The sequence below is a fragment of the Mucilaginibacter conchicola genome (assembly GCF_003432115.1).
Classification (GTDB): Bacteria; Bacteroidota; Bacteroidia; order Sphingobacteriales; family Sphingobacteriaceae; genus Mucilaginibacter; species Mucilaginibacter conchicola.
The window spans coordinates 1328535-1345818 of sequence record NZ_QWDC01000001.1; the positions used below are offsets into that span (position 1 = coordinate 1328535).

The window sequence follows — 17284 nt, forward strand, 5'->3', positions numbered from 1 at the left end:
CGGAGGAGATTTAGAGGGGGCTTTCTAAACAAACAATAAATAAGGCATGAACCCTACTAATGCATCAAAATTCCCAACGGTAGTAATCATAGGCGGCGGTTTCGGCGGTATACAGGTTGCCAAGCAGCTAAAAGATAAACCGGTTGAGGTGATCCTGATAGATAAACATAACTACCACACCTTTCAGCCCCTGCTTTACCAGGTGGCTACCGGTAGTTTAGAGGCCGAGTCTATCGCTTTCTCTCTGCGTAAAAACTTCGATGATCAAAAGAACCTGCGTTTCCGGAATACTGAAGTATTATCTATCGACAAGGAGAACAATACGGTACATACCGAGATAGGCGATATCAGGTACGATTACCTGGTGATAGCAACCGGCTCCACCACCAATTTCTTTGGCAACAAAGAGATTGAGCATTATGCCATGCCAATGAAATCAATCCCCGAGGCTATGAACCTGCGCTACCTGGTACTGCAGAACCTCGAGGAAGCTATTTTAAAACCCTCTCGCGAAGAAAGGGCACCGTACCTATCCTTCGTACTGGTTGGTGCCGGCCCTACCGGTGTAGAGCTTGCAGGCGCCTTAGCCGAGCTACGTAACCACGTACTGGATAAAGATTATCCCGAGCTGGCCAAAGAGGAAATGAAAGTTTACCTGGTAGATTTTCTGCCCAAAGTTTTAGGGCCTTTCTCTGACGAAGGCTCAAAAGCTGCTGAGGAGTTTTTGAAAAAGATGGGCGTTGAGGTATTACTGGGCGTAAAAGTTGAAAGCTACGATGGCCACGAGATAAAATTTGAAGGCGGCAAAAGCATCCTCACCAAAAACGTGATATGGAGCGCCGGCGTAATGGGTGTTGTGCCCGATGGTGTTGCAAAAGATGCCATTGAGCGCGGTAACCGCATTAAGGTTGATAACATCTGCCGCATGGTGGGTACACAAAACATCTTCGCTATTGGCGATGTGGCAGCTATGATAACGACTGAGACACCTAAAGGCCACCCCGGCGTGGCACAGGTGGCTATACAGATGGGCCAAACCACAGGCAAGAACATTTACAAACTCATAAAAGGCGAACAAACTGAGCCATTCAAATACAATGATAAAGGCTCATTAGCCACAATCGGTCGCAATAAGGCCATTGCCGATCTGGGTAAACTAAAGTTCCAGGGCTTTTTTGCCTGGTTAGTGTGGATGTTCGTTCACCTGATATCATTGATGGGTGGCCGTAACAAGGTGATCGTTTTCATCAACTGGGTGGCCAGCTACGTTACCTACAACGGCGGCAGCAGATTAATTATTCGTAACTTTAAGCGTGAGGAACTTGTTGAAAAAGATGAGCAGGTTTCCCAACCCGACTAAGATTAATTAGTGAATTAATGAATGAGTGAATTAGTGAATTTTATTATTTTTTAAGATTACACTATGGATGGATCTTTGATTAATAAGTGGCATTTATAATTGTCAATCAATAATTCACTCATTCATTCATTCACTAATTCACCAACTCATTCACTAATTAAAAAATGCATATCAAGATAACCGAATGCCCCCGCGACGCTATGCAGGGGCTCCACGATTTCGTACCAACGGATGTTAAAGCCGAATACATTAACCTGCTTTTGCAGGTAGGTTTTGAAACCATTGATTTTGGCAGCTTTGTATCGCCTAAGGCTATCCCGCAAATGCGCGATACGACTGAGGTATTGAGCAAACTGGATCTGGACAATACCCGCTCCAAATTATTGGCCATTATAGCCAATTACAGGGGCGCTGAAGACGCTGTACAGCACCATGAGATAACTTACCTTGGTTACCCTTTCTCTATCTCTGAGACCTTCCAGATGCGGAATACCAATACCACCATAGATAAGGCCTTTGATGATGTGAAACGCATTAACGAATTATGCGCGGCCAACAACAAGGCGCTGCTTGTTTACCTCTCTATGGGTTTTGGTAACCCTTACGGAGATGAGTGGAATAACGAGATCGTTCTGAATTGGGCGCAGAAGATGATCGACGATGGCATAGGCTACATTGCCCTTTCTGATACCATTGGCGTTGCGCAGCCGGAGCAGATAAACAGCCTGTACCCTGCTTTGAAAGAGCTTTCAGACATTACAGAGTTTGGCGTTCACCTGCACTCTACGCCCGATACCTGGCAGGAGAAAATTGCCGCTGCCTGGGAAGCTGGCTGCAACAAATTTGATGTGGCGCTGAAAGGCTACGGCGGTTGCCCCATGGCAAAAGACGATCTTACCGGTAACATCGCTACCGAAAACCTCGTAGCTTTCCTGCTGCACCAGAACGTGCCCCTCAGCTTAGATCTGGATAAACTGGCCGAAGCAATGGATTACTCCGCCAAAGTATTTGGCTGAACTAAACCTTCAGCTTATCGGCCGGGTTAAACCTTATTGCCCTTACCACCTGCAGGCAAACCGTTAGCGCAACAATGGTTAACGATACGGCCAGCGCTATTACAAACGGCATAGCCGACAGGTGCACGCGGTAGGCAAAGGTTTGCAGCCATTTATCAGATATCAGGAACGATACCGGCCAGGCGATAATATTGGCGATGAGAACCGTGTAGAAGAACGGCTTGCTCAGCGTAACCATCAGCTGTTGCCCCATAGCGCCGAATACTTTTCTTATAGCTATCTCCTTCATGCGGATGCGGATAGCATTTGCCGCTGACGAGAAGATGCCCAGCGACGCTATAAACACCGCCAGTGCCGAAAAGAAGAATAGTACCGTTTGTAACTGCTCCTGCTTGGCAAATAGTTGTCCGTACAATTCATCCAGGAAATGGTAGCTGAAAGTATCGCCGTCCAGCTTATTGATATCTTTCCATTGTTTGCCTAAAGTGCTCAGCATGGTTGGGATAGCCCTCTCCTCGGCACTTATCATGATCTGCGTTTTGCTGAGGTTGCAATGGTCGTTCATTACATAAACGGTTGGCTGGATGTTCTCCTCAAAGCCATACGCTTTTACATCATTGGTAACGCCGATAATTTTATACCTGCCGCCGCAACCGTTGATGGTGGTACCCACAGGGTTCGGCAGATCCATTGCCTTTGCAGCTGCCTGGTTGATCACTACACCCACAGAATCGCCGGAGAACGTTGAGTTAAACACCCGCCCCTCTTTTACGCCGATATTTAAAGTCTCAAAGTACTCGTAATCTACCCCGATGGTGTTCATGGTAACCGCCTTGCTTTGCACTGTGTACTCGTTTGATACCGGCTTTAGTCCGCCCGGCACATTAGTCGCTACCGTAACATTTTTTACGCCGGGTATCTCTTTTATGCGGTTACGCACCGACTCAAATTTCTGCGGCGTATTGAACAGCGCCAGGTTATCTACATAAACCACCTGCTTAGCCGTAAAGCCGGCATCCCCGGCACGCATATACTTCACTTGCTGATTTATCACCACCAGCGTTATTACAAACACAATGGCAAAGGTGAACTGCAGTACGGTTATCGCGTTCTTCACCCATGAAAGTTTGCCCCCGCCGGATAGCTGATCACCACGCAATACCTCTGCGGGTTTAAAACCGGCCATTACCAATGCCGGATAAATGCCTGCAAGCAGAGTAAGCCCCACAAGCATGGCCAGCAACTGTGCAACTATGGTTAAATTGATACCCGAGATGAGCAGATCAGCCATCAGCAGCTGGTTAAAATATGGCAGGCCTATCACTACCAACCCAAAAGCAATTAAGAGGGCAACCACACACTGGAAAAATATCTCGAGCATAAATTGGCCGGCAATCTTCCCTTTCCTGATCCCGTTCACCTTTTTAACGCCCACTTCTTTTGCGCGCCTGTTGGCCTGGGTAATGTACAGGTTAGTAAAATTAACGCCGGTAACGATGAGGATGATGATAGCCAGCACAACCAGTCCCTGCACTATCTGCTCGCCGGTGTGCGAGGCGTAGTGGGGTTTAAGGTGCAGGTTCTGCAGCGCATCAAGATACACAGCAGGCGCATCGGGATTGATAGATTCCCTGCCGGATTGTGTAGTATCAGCCAGTGCAGCTTTTTTGTAGATGCCGTCTATCTTCTTCGATAGTTGGTTGACATCCGTATTTGGTTTTACAAGGATATAGGTCTGGAATATGCGGTTAGCAAAGCTTGCATCCTTACCCGAAGTTAGGTCATTAGAGAAGCCGATACAATCAAACTGAAAATTGGTATTGCCGGGGATATCATCCACCACACCCGATACAATGAACGGCATCCCCGACCGTGAGGCCATATTCACCGTTTTGTTAACCACCGTGCCATGGCCGGGGAAAAGCACTTCTGATGTTTGTTTGGAGAGCAGTGTAGTTGGTGTTTTACTATCAGGATCTAACTGAAAGCCTTTAGGCGTAATGCCCAGTATTTTGGCAATAGAATAATCGGCACCCGCCCATTTTTTGATCACAAAGCGCCCTGCGGCGGTATAAAAAGGCATCTCAAAAGGCGCAGTATTCGTACGGCCTACCTCTTCCACCTCGGGGCATTGGGCTTTTATGGCCTCCGCTAACGGCGCAGGCGTATATGGAGATGGCCCGTTGGGCAGTTCCCTCTCGATCAAAAATACGCGGCTGTAGTTTTTGTTCCACTTGTCATAGCTTGTCTCATGATCTACATAAAGGGTTACAAATATAAAAGCAGCCAGGCCAAGGGAAAGGCCTGTTATGTTCAGAATATTATACCATTTAGCTTTTAAAAACGTGCGGAGCGCTATCTTAAAGTCTAACTTATTCATGGGTGATGATTTAGACTTGCAAAATAATATTTCATTTTAATAATTAAAACAAAATATTATTTTAATTATCTAAGATATCCTGTTACACAACACCAGCTTACTTCTTGTTAAAGTTATATTCCAAAGAACCGTATGTTATCGGAAAACGGGACAATTTGAATCTGAAATGCACAGCAAAATAATACAGACAATATTTATCAGGAAATAAACTAACTCCGTTTTGAAAAAAGAAAAATGCGTTTTCTTAAGAATCCTTTTGTACAACAGCACAAAAATGAACACTATAGAAAATAGAAAGTGAATGAAGTTGAAATAAAATAACAAAATACCGGTAAAACCGGCAAAGCACCGCCAAAAAAGCAAAACTGCAACTAAAGCATTCAACACAGATGATGTTGCAAATATGACCCGCAATGTTATTTTGAGAATGTTCATCCTGAAGATTCACACTTTGAAATTAACCTTTTACCATCTTGAAATGCTGGATACCCGCTTCCTCAAACTGTGGGCCCGATGGCTTAAAGCCGAATTTCTCATACAAACCTACGGCCTGTACCTGCGAGTGCAGGTAAACATAAGTGGCATCTGCCGGCAGATCATCCAGAACAGCTTTTACCAATGCCTGCCCTACACCATATCCGCGGAATTTTGACAACACGGCAAAGCGCTCCAGTTTGTAACCTTTATCAGTTTTGCGCCAGCGCGCTGCACCAGCGGGTTCGCCATCAACAGTAGCTAAAAAATGGGTGGATACGTCCTCAAACTCGTATTCCAGCTCGGGCGGGCAGTTTTGTTCGCCCACAAAAACCTCGCGCCTTACGGCAAATACTTTTTCTAATTCCTGCGGATCATCAACTTTTCTTACTTCTGTGTTTGAGGGCATTCTGGTAGTGCTTTTTGCTCTTAAAGCCGGTTAATTTCTCGGTATGGTTCTCCTCTGCAGCATCTATAGAGTGCGTGCAGGTGATATCATCTTCTTCTTCGGCTAATTTAGATAAACGGATGTAGAATTTATACAGCTGATCCAGCTCTTTCTCGGTCAAATCCTCAATATTTACCATGCGGTTACTTGCTCCCTGGTGCGATGCCAGCAACTCGTTCAACTTCAGGTGCACAGCCTTTGAATCCTTGTTCTGCGATTTCTGGATCAGGAACACCATCAAAAAGGTAATGATGGTAGTGCCCGTATTGATAACCAGCTGCCAGGTATCAGAATAATGGAATATAGGGCCCGATATTACCCAAACAATAATGACTATTGTGGCGGTGATAAATGCGGCAGAGCTGCCGGTGGCCACGGTTGCCCAGTTGGCAAACCTTTCAAAAAGATGCTGTTTTTCCTTATTCGCGTGCATAACACAGTTGGGTTTAAGGCTACAACTAAAAAAAAGCGCCAATGTTTAAAACACCGGCGCTTTTTATTCTTATAAGCTATGTTGGTTACAGCTTGCTGTTTACGTCTAAACAGTTAAGGTCAGCGAAAGCATCTGTTAAGCGTTTAACAAAAGTTTCTTCGCCTTTGCGTAACCATACGCGTGGGTCGTAGTATTTTTTGTTTGGAGAGTCATCGCCATCCGGGCTACCGATCTGTGCTTGTAAGTAAGCCTCTTTTGATTGGTAGTAATCTTTAATACCTTCCCAGAAAGCCCATTGCATATCTGTATCGATGTTCATTTTGATAGCACCGTAAGAGATAGCCTCGCGGATCTCTTCCTGGCTTGAACCAGAACCACCGTGGAATACGAAGTTGATAGGTTTCTCGGCAGTAAGGTTATGTTTCTCTTTCAAAAACTCTTGTGAGTTGTGCAGGATAACCGGCATCAGTTTAACGTTGCCTGGTTTGTACACACCATGTACGTTACCAAAAGCAGCCGCTACGGTAAAGCGGTGGCTAACTTTTGAAAGTTCTTCGTAAGCGTAAGCAACCTCTTCTGGTTGGGTGTAAAGGCGTGAGCTGTCAACATCAGAGTTGTCAACACCATCTTCTTCACCACCGGTAACACCAAGCTCAATCTCAACAGTCATGTCCATTTTAGCCATGCGCTGTAAGTATTTAGCAGAGATCTCGATGTTTTCTTCGATAGGCTCCTCAGAAAGGTCAAGCATGTGTGATGAGAACAATGGTTTGCCGGTTGCAGCAAAAAATTTCTCACCGTGCTCTAATAAGCCATCAATCCATGGCAATAATTTTTTCGCAGCATGGTCTGTATGCAAAATAACCGCAACACCGTAGTGCTCGGCTAATAAATGTACGTGTTTAGCTGCAGATACAGCGCCCAATATGCAGGCTTGCAGTTTTGAGTTATCTAATGATTTACCAGCGTAGAACTGGGCACCACCGTTTGATAACTGAATAATTACAGGAGAGTTAACTGCTTTTGCAGTTTCCATTACAGCATTAATAGAGTTTGTACCAATTACGTTTACCGCAGGTAATGCAAACTGATGTTTTTTTGCTGCTTCAAATAGTTCCTGCACCTGATCGCCGTGCAGAACGCCTTTATAATTTTTTAAATCCATGAGCATTTGTTTGGGCTTCGAAGTTATAAAATTTTAATGTTTTGCCTAATAAATATCAGCTATTTTTGATTTAAGGCCTTGAAATATAAGCGCATTAAACTCTGAGTTGAAATATTCTACCATTTTAATAGGCTTTAGGGCGATAAGCATAGTGTACTTTATACAAAAAGCACAGCAACTTAACACAAGCTTAACTATATTATAATGAGCATTATCAACAGGGTTGGTGTGTTAGTGATTAAATTTCTGCAATCAATTACAAGCTTTTTTTGTTTCTTTGCAGTTACTTCTAACCACTTTTTAAGATATGGCTTGGTTTAAGCGCGAAATTAAAGGCATTATTACCACTACAGAGGAGAAAAAGGAAGCACCGGATGGGATATGGAACAAGTGCCCCAACTGTAAAAAACCGCTTCACTACTCTGAACAGGTTGAAAATCAATACGTTTGCCACTATTGTGGTTTCCATTTACGCATAGGCTCTAAAGAATATTTTTCGGTATTGTTTGATGATAATCAGTTCACAGAGCTTTTCAGCGAACTGCACTCGGGCGACCCGCTGCAATTTACCGACAGCAAAAAATACAGCGACAGGCTTAAAGAAACCAAAAACAAAACCGGTTTAACTGATGCTATCCGCTCGGCAGTTGGTAAAATGAATGGCCAGGACATTGTTATTGCCTGTATGGATTTTAACTTCATTGGCGGATCAATGGGTTCTGTAGTAGGCGAGAAAATTGCCCGCTCTATTGATCACAGCATCCAAAACAAAATTCCGTTCCTGATGATCTCAAAATCGGGCGGTGCAAGGATGATGGAAGCTGCTTTCTCGTTGATGCAGATGGCTAAAACATCGGCCAAACTGGCTTTATTGTCACAAGCTAAAGTACCGTACATCTCGTTACTAACCGACCCTACCACAGGTGGCGTTACCGCATCTTACGCTATGCTGGGCGATATCAATATTGCTGAGCCTGGTGCTTTGATAGGTTTTGCAGGTCCGCGTGTTATTAAAGAAACCATTAAGAAAGATCTTCCTAAAGGTTTCCAAACAGCAGAGTTTGTACAGGAGCATGGTTTCCTTGATTTTATTGTTGACCGTAGAGAGATGAAAGAGAAATTAGCATCGTTCCTTAAAATGCTTGCCCCTGCAGGCGGTGCTAAGGAAACTACAAAAGCTGAATAAGTTTTTATTTCGATATAAAGGAAAGGCCATCCGTACGGGTGGCCTTTCCTTTTATACTCCGTAGAGTTAAAGGTCGGTAGGATAATAACCGAAAAGCGGATTCGCTCCGTTAGGTGCGACACATCCGTGGTGGTGCGTACCTATGGCACGCGATAGGTCTAATTGAATTTGCTACCGACCTTATGCACCCATGGTGCACTATTGACTCACCCGATCATCGCTTCGCTCGACCACCCTCTCTTCGCTTCGCGAAAAGAGGGCATAATTTCTTTATTTCCCACTCCCACTGGACGAAGTTTAGCGACAGTGTAACTTCGACCTAAAATGTTGTAAGCTTTCAGCTTACGCAAGCAGGATGCTTGCTTTGTTTTAGGTCGAAGCTATAAGCTTCAACCAGTGAGTGAAAGCCGTAGGCGACGTAGCAATCTCATCGCGTTTGATATGCAAGCGAGGAGATTGCCACGCTATCGCTCGCAATGACATAGTTTGGTTTTAACTAATCAATGCACACCAATAAAAATCGATAACAAAACAATGGCTAAACCAAGCGATACCGCAGCAAAGCCGATAAACAAAATGGCATAAATTATAGCAGACATGCCTTTATCCATTACTTTACGAGTCGCCATGAAGCCAATTACAAGCAGACTGATGTAGCATATAATGAAGATGTAAAGCATCAGGACAGGTTTAGATTTTGAATAGACATAAATATAAACAAATCATGTCATTGCGAGGAAGCTGTAGGCGACGCGGCAATCACCCACTGGTCGAAGTTTAGCGACAGCGTAACTTCGACCTAAAATGTTGTAAGCTTTCAGCTTACGCAAGCAGGATGCTTGCTTTGTTTTAGGTAGAAGCTATAAGCTTCAACCAGCAAGTGAAAACTAACACTGTATGCCACTAAAGCTTATTGCTATAGCGGTATAAACTACAAGCAATACAGCAGCGCAAATAACAAACACAATACCGTAAGCTACTGCAGACCATCCCCGATCCATGGCCTTACGTGTAATTTGGAAGCCGATAATAAGCAGGATCAGATAGCCTATAACGAAAAGATAAAACATTAAATAAGTTTAGGTTTGATTTATACCTATAAATATAAGCAAAGATATGCCATTCATGTAATTCACCCACTGGTCGAAGTTTAGCGACAGCGTAACTTCGTCCCCAAACGTTGTAAGCTTTCAGCTTATGCAAGCAGAATGCTTGCTTTGTTTTAGATCGAAGCTATAGGCTTCAACCAGTGGGTGTTTTTTGTTAGTTAAAAATATGTCATTGCGAGGAAGCCGCAGGCGACGCGGCAATCTCATCGCGTTTGATCTGCATGCGAGGAGATTGCCACGCTATCGCTCGCAATGACATGGCTTGATATTTATTTAGCTCTTTTGCAGACGGATACCCCCCCACTGGTCGAAGTTTAGCGACAGCGTAACTTCGTCCCCAAATGAAGTAAGCTTTCAGCTTACGCAAGCAGAATGCTTGCATTGTTTTAGGTCGAAGCTATAAGCTTCAACCAGTGAAAGGTTCAAAACAATCCCTATTTCCCATGCAAACTCCACGAGTTACCATCAGGGTCTTTAACGGTTGCAAAACGGCCCCATGGGGTTTTATCGGCATTGCCTGCTTCTATGCCTTTTTCTTTTAGGCCTTCGAGGGTGGCATCAAGGTCATCACATTTAATCACATAACCGGCTATACAGCCAGGCGTAAGTTGCGGAAACCAGTTTACCAGTGTAATGGTGGTACCGCCGCCCGGTAAGCCCAGTTGGATCCAGTTGGCACCGTTTTGGAAAGGGTTTTCTACAATCAACGTGAAACCGAATTTGATGTAAAATTCTTTTGCACGTTGCTGGTCGGTAACGGGGATAGATATGATATCTATGGCTTTCATACTCATGGTAATGTCTAATTAGTTTATACTCAAAAATAAACCTGATATTTGTAAGTTATATACTAAAGCAAAAAATTAACATGGGTAAGTTTCCCGTTCCTGATAAAACGTTGTTTATATGTACCGGCAGCAAGTGCGCTAAACGTGGTGGGAAAGATATGTACAAATCGGCAAAGAGGTTTGCCAAATACAGCGGTCAGGATGTGGAAGTGATTCGTATAGAATGTACAGACCGGTGCGATTGGGCACCGGTCTGTACGTTTTCTCCCGGAAATATCTGGTTAAAAGAATATTCCGAAAAGGATGTTTTAAAACTCTTGATGGAAGATTAGTTAGCTTCGCTATCGTATTTGATCTTACCAACGTGTTTGTCAATTTCCCAGCTACCGGTACCTTCTTCGCCGATAATTTCGAATAGCTCAAGGGCACGGCGTGCTTTGTACTCTTCTTCGCGTTGCTCTTTCAGGAACCAGTTCAAAAATTCGTTGGTAACGTAATCCTGCTCATTTAAACAACGTGCGTAGATCTTTTTAATTGATTGCGTAACGCTGATCTCTTGCTCCAAAGCATCCTCAAACACTTCGCGGAATGAGTTATACTCTTGTTTAATGCCGGTAACCTCTGGCGAAATTGCGTTACCACCCATATCAAGGATGTATTTGTAAAATTTCAATTGGTGGTGGCGCTCTTCTTCAGCTTGTTTAAAAAAGTACTCAGAAGAATAATCGAAACCGTTACGGTTACACCATGAGGCCATGGCTAAATATATTGATGAAGACAAAGCTTCTTTTTTAACTTGCTGGTTCAAAAGGTCTTCTACTTCGGTAGAAAGAAGGCTCTTTATGCGGATCAGATCTTTCATATTGTTTGAATTTTTGATAGTAAGGGTAAGGCAACAAACGTGCCGTGCTTAAATATTTAAACAATAATACGGCAGTAATATGCCATCTGTTCAAAATAAACGCAATATGAATTCAGTCTAAATTATTAAACAGCAGTACGATACAGCTTATCGTGCAGGATGTTGTTTAATTGTAACATTACAAAGGTGCCTTGCAGTAGTTCTTTTAATTCGATGATCTGCAGTAATGTCAGGATGTAAGTGTGGTCGCAGGCGCAGATGAAGATGATCTCAACATCAGGGTCTTTTGAAGAATCGAGCAGTTTTGCTTCGATATCGATATGGTAAACAGCTTTCTTAAGTTTCTGTAGGCAACGGTAATCAAACTTAGCAACCTTGCCGGCAAAGTTGATATACCAGCAGCTTTCTGCATCACATTGGTAAACAGCGCCAGCCTGCGTGCTGAACACATCTTCCCAAGTACCCGTCTGTCTCTCCGTAACTGTTGTAACCATTTCGTGGAAACAAAAGTCATGATTATTTATAATTAATCCAAATAATGTTAACAATTATTTATAACGATTATTAACAAGCCGCTTACATTTACACCCATGGATATAAAGGCCTGCATTTTTGACCTCGATGGGGTATTGGTTGATACCGCTGTTTACCACTACAAAGCATGGAAACGCCTGGCTAACGAGCTTGGGTTCGATTTTACCGAGCACCAGAACGAGCAGCTGAAAGGCGTAAGCCGCATGGCTTCCCTGGATCTGATTTTAGGCTGGGGCGATGTTACCAACCTCTCCCCCGAACAAAAAAATGAACTGGCCGACCGCAAAAACACCTGGTACACCGAAATGATAGGCCAGATGACACCCGCCGAGATCCTGCCTGGTGCAAAGCAATTTGTAATAGCCTGCCGCGAAGCGGGATTAAAAACGGCTATCGGCTCGGCGAGTAAAAACACGCCCACTATTCTGCAAAAACTGGAGCTTAACCCTCTGTTTGATGCCGTGGTAGATGGCAACAGCGTAAGCGCCCCAAAGCCCGATCCTGAGGTATTTTTAAAAGGCGCCGAAGATTTGGGCGTATCCCCTGCCCAATGCGTAGTATTTGAGGATGCCGTGGCCGGGATACAGGCCGCTATAAACGGCGGTATGAAAACCGTAGGCATCGGTTCGCCGGATGTTTTGACAAAAGCTGATAAAGTGATCAGTGGGCTGGATAAGATGACGTTGGAGATGCTGGCATCGCTATAAAACAGAAAGTGTCCGCATCCCTCGCGGCTGCGAACACTCACACACTCAAATTGAAACTCAATTATTAATTAAACACTCACCTGTTTAATTTTGCTCTTTCGCGGATGATAGCTTTCACCGCATGCGCCACAAATGCCCTCTGCTCGGTTGATAGCAGATTAACAAAACTGTCGCCGTTAAAGCTGTAAACCACATGATCTTTGCCGTCATTCTCGGCACGCAGCTTTTTGCCGTCCTCATCAAAAAACAGGTAGCCGCGGTTTGATATATGCGCTATATCTGTCGAGTCGCGGTTAAACACCACACTTCCCGAGTACTTTATCTCCTGCCTGTGGTTATCAGTCGAGTTGATTATCCTTGTTGTTTTGCCTCTGTTACAGCCTGCCATTGAGGCCATTGCACCTATGGCTATTATTAAAAATCGTATTTGCTTATTCATCGTGATCGGTATTTAAATCAAAAATACACATTACATGGTATCATGCAATACATAGTACTATTTAAAAATATAAATAACTGATTATCAGGTCAATAATTTTAATTATATTCTAAAAAGTTTTGTAACAGAAACATTACAGCTATGTAACAGAAACATTACGTGAATAAATCACTACTGAGTTTTGGTATAGGTAACATTATGCACCAATTGGCCCTCATCTACCTATGCCACGCAAACGATTAGTGCTGTTCGCTTTATTTTTTATACCTGTAACGGCTATTTTAACCCAATGCCTCAGCACTAAACAGGCTTCCACTGATCCGCGCGGAGATGAATACACCGGCGCTAAAACCTGCCTAAGCTGCCACAAAAGCATAAACGACTCGTATATCCACACTGCCCACGCTTTAGCCTCATCGGCACCTGCAGATGCTACAGTTAACGGTAGCTTTTTAAAGGGGAATGATTCGGTTTATTATAATGACCATGCACACATCATGATGCAGAAAACAGATAGCGGCATGTATGAGGCGAGCTTTATCAACGGCCAAATGGTGAACCGCGAACGTATTGACATGGTAACCGGCGGCGTTAAAGGCGAAACTTATTTATACTGGAAAGAGAACGAGCTTTTTGAGCTGCCTGTATCGTACGATAACAGTAAAAGCAAATGGATTGTAAGCCCGGGCTTTGATACTACCATTGCCAGTTACGACAGGATGGTGAACCTGCGCTGTATGGAGTGCCATGCATCGTACGCTAAAACCGAACCGGGCAAGGTGGCCAGCTTCTCGGGCGAAGCGCAGGGGTTTGACAAGAACTCGGTTATCATGAAGATTGATTGCGAGCGCTGCCACGGGCCGGGCCGCGAACACGCCGATTTTCAACTGAACAATCCCGAAGTTAAAACTGCCAAATATATCACCCGCATACAATCGCTTACCCAGGCGCAACAAACTGATCTTTGCGGTACCTGCCACTCGGGCACGCAGACGGATAACAGCCGCTCGATATTTGAATTTAAGCCCGGCGATAAGCTCAGCGATTTTAAACAGCGCGCGGCATCAGCAGGCGCACCCGACCTGGAACATATTGATGTGCACGGAGATCAGTTAGAAATGCTTAAAACAAGCAAATGCTACAGCGCCTCAAAAATGAACTGTTCCAGCTGCCACGATGCGCACAAAAACCAGCGTAACGAGGCAGAGATGTTTGCTGCCAAATGCGAAAGCTGCCACAGCGCAGTAAACCACAACCTGTGCAAAATGACGGGTAAAATTGATGCAGCAGTATTAAAAACTAAATGTGTTGACTGCCACATGCCGCTGCTGCCCTCTAAAGCTATTGTAAACGAGCAGCAATCGGTAATGATACGCACGCACCACATTGCCGTTTATCCCGATCAAACAAAAAAAATACTGGCCTACCTTAAAGCAAAAAAATAAGCGCCGGTGTTTTACTTCCGGCGCCTGTCAAATATCTTAGGTCTGTTTTATTTCTTTAAGTTATTCTGCAATACAACAAACGGAATATGCTCATTCCAGTTTGGTGAAAAATTTGGCTGGAACATAAAGCCGCTTGCATAGTTACCTAACAGGATATCAGGTTTGCCATCTTTATTAATGTCGGCAACATCCATAGTCATCCAGCGGCCGTACTGGCTTATAGGCGCACTTTGCGGTTTAAACTGCATAGGTTTTTGCTGTTCAAAATATATAAACTCTTCGGCAGGGTTATTCTTCATATCAGCAAAAAAGGCACTTGTGGCAATATCCAGGTCGCCGTCACCATCAAAATCTGCTGCGATGGCTTTGGTAGCGCCGTTTATAGGGTAAAACCACTCCTGCTTAAATTTAAAATCGCCGGTATTTTTATAGATATAAAGGCCGTGATAAGGTTTCAGGATGCGGGTATCATGAAAGTTATAACCACAGGTGTATATCAAATCGAGGTTACCATCATGATCCATATCAGCCAATTGAAAACTGGTGGAACCATTAACCGGTGGAAATTGCAACAGATCTTTACTGATAAAGCCGCCTTTCTGGTCGTTCAAATAAAGCACAAGGCCCTCGTTGCCTATTCCATAAAGTACCATCAGATCGGGCCAGCCATCTTTATTAAAATCCTGCGATACGGCTTGTATTGCCCCCGCCCTATCCGTTATTGTGCTGCGTTTTACCAGTTTGTTATTGGCATCTAATTTTAACAGGTAAACGCCGCCTTTTTTGTAGCCCTGCCCACATACTACTATCTCGTCTTTTCCATCTTTATCAAAATCGGCACCAATGGTTTGCATAGGGCGCGATATATCTTCGGCAACATCAACAGTCTTGTGGTCGCTACCGTTAAGTTTCACATCAAGAATACGCCCGCTCGGGTAATCAACATGGTCTAACCGGCCTACAGCCGATAGCAATGCGTTGCCATCTTTCTGAAACTGCAGGTTAGTTGCCCCTGATGGCAAGCTGGTAAGTACATTAGGTTTAAGTTCGCTATCCCATTCGGTAAGGTTGGAAGCAACCAGGTCGCTGGTGTAAATTTTGCCTGTTGATGGGTTACCCGCTATCATTGTGGTGAATGCAACATCAGGCATTTCCTTTGGCTTCCTGAGTGTAAAACCCGCTAAACTTGTTGCCAGTGGCACATGTGCCTTAGCAGGTTTAAGTTCAACAGGTGCCACCTTGTTATAATAATCAACAATAGCCTGCCAATGTATTAAAGATATACCGCCGGTGTCGGTAGGTTTTTTAAAGAATTCGCTCCCATAGGTTGATATCTTCAGATAATCGGCCATGGTTGGCATCACGTGCATGCGCCATACATCTTTAGTAAGTGCATCTGCCGGTACCAGCGCGTGGCAGCTGGTACAGTATTGCTGTGCAAGATATTTGCCATCGGCAACTGTATCGCCGGTTAACTGGTAACTTGCAGCGGTTTTCGACTTACAGCCTTCAAACCCCACGCTTAGCGACAATAAAAACGACCCGGCTAACAAAGAGCCTATATAAACAGAAGTTCGCTTAAAACTCATAAAAACGCGCAGATAATTAATTTTCTAACTTTAATGTGCTCCAAATATATTCGCCTATCTGCCTGCCTTGTTTGGCTGCTGCATCCACGCTGAATTTGTAATGAATACCACCATAGTAACGGCTGATAGATGTTTCATCACATGCCTGATAAAAGGATTTGAAATGCCTTTGCATACCTATGTAGCGTAAATCGCTGGTATCCTGGTACTCAAAGTTATCGCCAAACATGTGGGTTAATACCACTGCCGATGCGGCGCTGATATCGCTGTGCCCGCTTGGGTACTCGGGGAACGGCGGTGTTTGCAGCAATGGCAGCCATTTAGGGTCTATCTTATCATTTATTACGGTAACTGGCCTTATGTACTCTGTGGTATATTTTACCTGCCAGCCGCATATAAATGCATCATACAGGGCAATGGCCGTCATGGCGTAGGCCTGCGCAGTTTTTGCGGCATCGGCTTTTGCTTTTTTACAAGCTATCGCTGTAATACCTATCCAGTGGCCACCGGGGGTTATTTTTTTGTTTACAAACATCATGTGCCCGTTGTGCTGTATCACAAAGGGGTTATCATCCCAAAACTTAGCTATTTCTATCTGTTCTTTTGTGAGTTTTTTACTCTGCTCATAAACATCCAGGTTTTGCTTAAAGTAAGTGCTGTTCTTATCATCGCTGTATGGCGGCGGTGGCGGCAGCGGGAAATCTGAAGATGATTTTACTGCAAACGTTTCCATCGTTCCCCAGCAAAATTCTACACCATCAAGATAATCTGGTGCAGTTGGGCGCCATTTACCATTATCATGGCTACCTAAAAACCTTGGTTTACCGCGCGTTTTTGCATAGTTATCAAACTTAGCGCGCGCCAGTATAGCTTTGCCCACAGTATCGCCAAAGGCCATTGAACGGGCAAAAGTAGCCTCGTCCAAATTATCTTTATACATAGCAAATACCTTATCCTCATAGCGTTTTAAGGTATCTACCGAAAAAGTGACTTTATGCGCTACCGTAAAAAAAGCTTTTGTAGCCGCCAATGCATAATTATACTTAGCATCTTTCTCAGGCACCGGCATTGTTTTAAAACCTTTTAACTGGTTTGCTATTGAGTTGTACTTAGGGTTTTGAAACCTGATAGCCTCATAAGCTGCCAGCGTGGTGTAGCCATAAATACGGCTGGCCACAGGCGGGCTAAACACGTCATAAATAATAACCTGCGTAAGCTCGTCAACATTTTCATGCAATACATCAGCATCGCTTTTAAGCTTTATTTTTTGCTTACCGCCGCAGCCTGCCATCATCAAACAAATTGTAAAAGCAGCGGCTATAACCTTTAGGGTCCTTATCATAACTGGC

At 44.1% G+C, this 17284-nt stretch carries 18 protein-coding genes; 6 read left to right on the forward strand and 12 right to left on the reverse strand.

What is annotated here, in order from left to right; translation table 11 throughout:
- Nucleotides 1-46: 46 nt before the first annotated feature.
- Nucleotides 47-1360, forward strand: a complete 1314-nt coding sequence (locus tag D0C36_RS05845; RefSeq protein ID WP_117390604.1) for an NAD(P)/FAD-dependent oxidoreductase — start codon at nt 47-49, stop codon at nt 1358-1360.
- Between the two features lie 164 nt (nt 1361-1524).
- Entirely contained in the window at nt 1525-2376 is an 852-nt protein-coding gene (locus D0C36_RS05850; RefSeq protein WP_117390605.1) for a hydroxymethylglutaryl-CoA lyase, read from the forward strand.
- A 1-nt stretch (nt 2377) separates the two neighbouring features.
- Here D0C36_RS05850 and D0C36_RS05855 read toward each other — a convergent pair whose 3' ends face one another.
- The 4 genes from D0C36_RS05855 to fbaA form a co-directional block, all read right to left on the reverse strand.
- On the reverse strand, nt 2378-4756 hold the full coding sequence (locus tag D0C36_RS05855; RefSeq protein WP_117390606.1) for an ABC transporter permease: 2379 nt from the start codon (nt 4754-4756) through the stop codon (nt 2378-2380).
- Nucleotides 4757-5213: 457 nt separating this feature from the next.
- Nucleotides 5214-5639, reverse strand: coding sequence for a GNAT family N-acetyltransferase (locus tag D0C36_RS05860; protein ID WP_117390607.1), 426 nt, complete (start codon nt 5637-5639; stop codon nt 5214-5216).
- Nucleotides 5608-6111 carry a low affinity iron permease family protein gene (locus tag D0C36_RS05865; RefSeq protein ID WP_117390608.1) on the reverse strand — a complete coding sequence of 168 codons (504 nt, stop codon included), beginning with the start codon at nt 6109-6111 and terminating at the stop codon, nt 5608-5610. Before D0C36_RS05865 ends, D0C36_RS05860 begins: the two co-directional genes overlap by 32 nt.
- 85 nt (nt 6112-6196) lie before the next feature.
- A complete protein-coding gene (gene fbaA / locus D0C36_RS05870) occupies nt 6197-7276 on the reverse strand; it encodes a class II fructose-bisphosphate aldolase (protein WP_117390609.1) in 1080 nt (359 codons plus the stop codon).
- Between the two features lie 307 nt (nt 7277-7583).
- On the opposite strand from fbaA, the gene accD reads away from it, so the two are divergent.
- A complete protein-coding gene (gene accD, locus D0C36_RS05875) occupies nt 7584-8462 on the forward strand; it encodes an acetyl-CoA carboxylase, carboxyltransferase subunit beta (RefSeq protein ID WP_117390610.1) in 879 nt (292 codons plus the stop codon).
- Nucleotides 8463-8962: 500 nt separating this feature from the next.
- Here accD and D0C36_RS05880 read toward each other — a convergent pair whose 3' ends face one another.
- The 3 genes from D0C36_RS05880 to D0C36_RS05895 all read right to left on the reverse strand — a co-directional run bounded on the left by D0C36_RS05880 (nt 8963) and on the right by D0C36_RS05895 (nt 10365).
- On the reverse strand, nt 8963-9142 hold the full coding sequence (locus D0C36_RS05880; RefSeq protein ID WP_117390611.1) for a hypothetical protein: 180 nt from the start codon (nt 9140-9142) through the stop codon (nt 8963-8965).
- Nucleotides 9143-9349: 207 nt separating this feature from the next.
- Nucleotides 9350-9532: a hypothetical protein gene (locus D0C36_RS05885; protein WP_117390612.1), complete on the reverse strand. Its 183-nt coding sequence runs from the start codon at nt 9530-9532 to the stop codon at nt 9350-9352.
- Between the two features lie 473 nt (nt 9533-10005).
- The gene (locus tag D0C36_RS05895) at nt 10006-10365 is read right to left on the reverse strand and encodes a VOC family protein (protein WP_233524420.1); all 360 of its coding nucleotides are present in this window, start codon (nt 10363-10365) and stop codon (nt 10006-10008) included.
- A 74-nt stretch (nt 10366-10439) separates the two neighbouring features.
- Here D0C36_RS05895 and D0C36_RS05900 point away from each other — a divergent pair, with 74 nt between their 5' ends.
- Nucleotides 10440-10691: a (2Fe-2S) ferredoxin domain-containing protein gene (locus tag D0C36_RS05900; protein ID WP_117390615.1), complete on the forward strand. Its 252-nt coding sequence runs from the start codon at nt 10440-10442 to the stop codon at nt 10689-10691.
- Here D0C36_RS05900 and D0C36_RS05905 read toward each other — a convergent pair.
- A complete protein-coding gene (locus tag D0C36_RS05905) occupies nt 10688-11221 on the reverse strand; it encodes a ferritin (RefSeq protein ID WP_117390616.1) in 534 nt (177 codons plus the stop codon). The two genes, D0C36_RS05900 and D0C36_RS05905, sit on opposite strands and share 4 nt — an antisense overlap.
- Nucleotides 11222-11346: 125 nt before the next feature.
- Nucleotides 11347-11715 (reverse strand): hypothetical protein, encoded by a 369-nt coding sequence (locus D0C36_RS05910; protein ID WP_117390617.1) that lies wholly within the window; start codon nt 11713-11715, stop codon nt 11347-11349.
- A 96-nt stretch (nt 11716-11811) separates the two neighbouring features.
- On the opposite strand from D0C36_RS05910, the gene pgmB reads away from it, so the two are divergent.
- Entirely contained in the window at nt 11812-12462 is a 651-nt protein-coding gene (gene pgmB / locus D0C36_RS05915; RefSeq protein ID WP_117390618.1) for a beta-phosphoglucomutase, read from the forward strand.
- 76 nt (nt 12463-12538) lie between these two features.
- On the opposite strand, the gene D0C36_RS05920 is transcribed toward pgmB, so the two are convergent.
- The gene (locus D0C36_RS05920; protein WP_117390619.1) at nt 12539-12901 is read right to left on the reverse strand and encodes a hypothetical protein; all 363 of its coding nucleotides are present in this window, start codon (nt 12899-12901) and stop codon (nt 12539-12541) included.
- 224 nt (nt 12902-13125) lie between these two features.
- Here D0C36_RS05920 and D0C36_RS05925 point away from each other — a divergent pair, with 224 nt between their 5' ends.
- Nucleotides 13126-14346, forward strand: coding sequence for a multiheme c-type cytochrome (locus D0C36_RS05925; protein WP_117390620.1), 1221 nt, complete (start codon nt 13126-13128; stop codon nt 14344-14346).
- Nucleotides 14347-14393: 47 nt separating this feature from the next.
- Here the strand turns inward: D0C36_RS05925 and D0C36_RS05930 are convergent, their stop codons facing one another.
- Both D0C36_RS05930 and D0C36_RS05935 read right to left on the reverse strand, forming a co-directional pair.
- Entirely contained in the window at nt 14394-15935 is a 1542-nt protein-coding gene (locus tag D0C36_RS05930) for an FG-GAP repeat domain-containing protein (protein ID WP_117390621.1), read from the reverse strand.
- A 16-nt stretch (nt 15936-15951) separates the two neighbouring features.
- Entirely contained in the window at nt 15952-17277 is a 1326-nt protein-coding gene (locus D0C36_RS05935) for a vanadium-dependent haloperoxidase (protein ID WP_117390622.1), read from the reverse strand.
- Between the last annotated feature and the right edge of the window lie 7 nt (nt 17278-17284).

Coding starts and splice junctions, on each gene's coding strand:
- D0C36_RS05845 (WP_117390604.1), top strand. CDS start 47: ATGAACCCTACTAATGCATCAAAATTCCCAACGGTAGTAATCATAGGC.
- D0C36_RS05850 (WP_117390605.1), top strand. CDS start 1,525: ATGCATATCAAGATAACCGAATGCCCCCGCGACGCTATGCAGGGGCTC.
- D0C36_RS05855 (WP_117390606.1), bottom strand. CDS start 4,756: ATGAATAAGTTAGACTTTAAGATAGCGCTCCGCACGTTTTTAAAAGCT.
- D0C36_RS05860 (WP_117390607.1), bottom strand. CDS start 5,639: ATGCCCTCAAACACAGAAGTAAGAAAAGTTGATGATCCGCAGGAATTA.
- D0C36_RS05865 (WP_117390608.1), bottom strand. CDS start 6,111: ATGCACGCGAATAAGGAAAAACAGCATCTTTTTGAAAGGTTTGCCAAC.
- fbaA (WP_117390609.1), bottom strand. CDS start 7,276: ATGGATTTAAAAAATTATAAAGGCGTTCTGCACGGCGATCAGGTGCAG.
- accD (WP_117390610.1), top strand. CDS start 7,584: ATGGCTTGGTTTAAGCGCGAAATTAAAGGCATTATTACCACTACAGAG.
- D0C36_RS05880 (WP_117390611.1), bottom strand. CDS start 9,142: ATGCTTTACATCTTCATTATATGCTACATCAGTCTGCTTGTAATTGGC.
- D0C36_RS05885 (WP_117390612.1), bottom strand. CDS start 9,532: ATGTTTTATCTTTTCGTTATAGGCTATCTGATCCTGCTTATTATCGGC.
- D0C36_RS05895 (WP_233524420.1), bottom strand. CDS start 10,365: ATGAGTATGAAAGCCATAGATATCATATCTATCCCCGTTACCGACCAG.
- D0C36_RS05900 (WP_117390615.1), top strand. CDS start 10,440: ATGGGTAAGTTTCCCGTTCCTGATAAAACGTTGTTTATATGTACCGGC.
- D0C36_RS05905 (WP_117390616.1), bottom strand. CDS start 11,221: ATGAAAGATCTGATCCGCATAAAGAGCCTTCTTTCTACCGAAGTAGAA.
- D0C36_RS05910 (WP_117390617.1), bottom strand. CDS start 11,715: ATGGTTACAACAGTTACGGAGAGACAGACGGGTACTTGGGAAGATGTG.
- pgmB (WP_117390618.1), top strand. CDS start 11,812: ATGGATATAAAGGCCTGCATTTTTGACCTCGATGGGGTATTGGTTGAT.
- D0C36_RS05920 (WP_117390619.1), bottom strand. CDS start 12,901: ATGAATAAGCAAATACGATTTTTAATAATAGCCATAGGTGCAATGGCC.
- D0C36_RS05925 (WP_117390620.1), top strand. CDS start 13,126: ATGCCACGCAAACGATTAGTGCTGTTCGCTTTATTTTTTATACCTGTA.
- D0C36_RS05930 (WP_117390621.1), bottom strand. CDS start 15,935: ATGAGTTTTAAGCGAACTTCTGTTTATATAGGCTCTTTGTTAGCCGGG.
- D0C36_RS05935 (WP_117390622.1), bottom strand. CDS start 17,277: ATGATAAGGACCCTAAAGGTTATAGCCGCTGCTTTTACAATTTGTTTG.